This window comes from Serratia sp. A07, from assembly GCF_058725505.1.
In genome coordinates this window covers 1-521 of the sequence record NZ_JBZXDO010000257.1, presented here as the reverse complement: position 1 = coordinate 521, position 521 = coordinate 1, and the positions used below count along the sequence as shown (strand labels likewise).

At 61.6% G+C, this 521-nt stretch carries 1 pseudogene; it reads left to right on the top strand.

Features of this window, described 5'->3' with window-relative positions:
• Positions 1-521: pseudogene (locus AC4PR2_RS29610) on the top strand (integrating conjugative element protein); the annotation flags it as partial.

Sequence of the window (521 nt, the reverse complement as noted above, 5' to 3'; positions counted from 1 at the left end):
TGGAGCCAGGCGGCGGCGATGGAGGAGGCCAAAAGCCTGGTCAACAACGGGGATGCGGATGCGATCCGATCGATGAACGCCACCGAGAAAGTGACCGGACAATCCGGCCAGACCTGGATCGGTGGACAGAAGCGCGGCGGCGCCGGTCAGCCGGCCATCAAACCGACGCACGATCTGGCTGCAGCCGGCTACAACATGATGAATGCGTTGCCGGTCATCAGTACCTCCAACGTATCCGGCAGCAGCTGTACCGGCGGAGCCTGTACCAAATATGCCAGCAGTGAAGAAGCGGCAGCCGCTGTGGTTAAGGTGTTGGGCGACACCTCGCTGCGCACCTGCAAGGACGCAGCGCAATGCACCAGTGGCGAAGGGACCGAACAGCCAGGCAGCACCGTAGCCGGTACAGGTTTTGCGCCGATGCTGGAAGAGGCAACCAAGGCGAATAACGAACAGTTGGCCAGACTGGTCAACGGGGCAGAAAAACCCACCGCGGGCAACCTGGCCAAACTCAAAACGGGCAG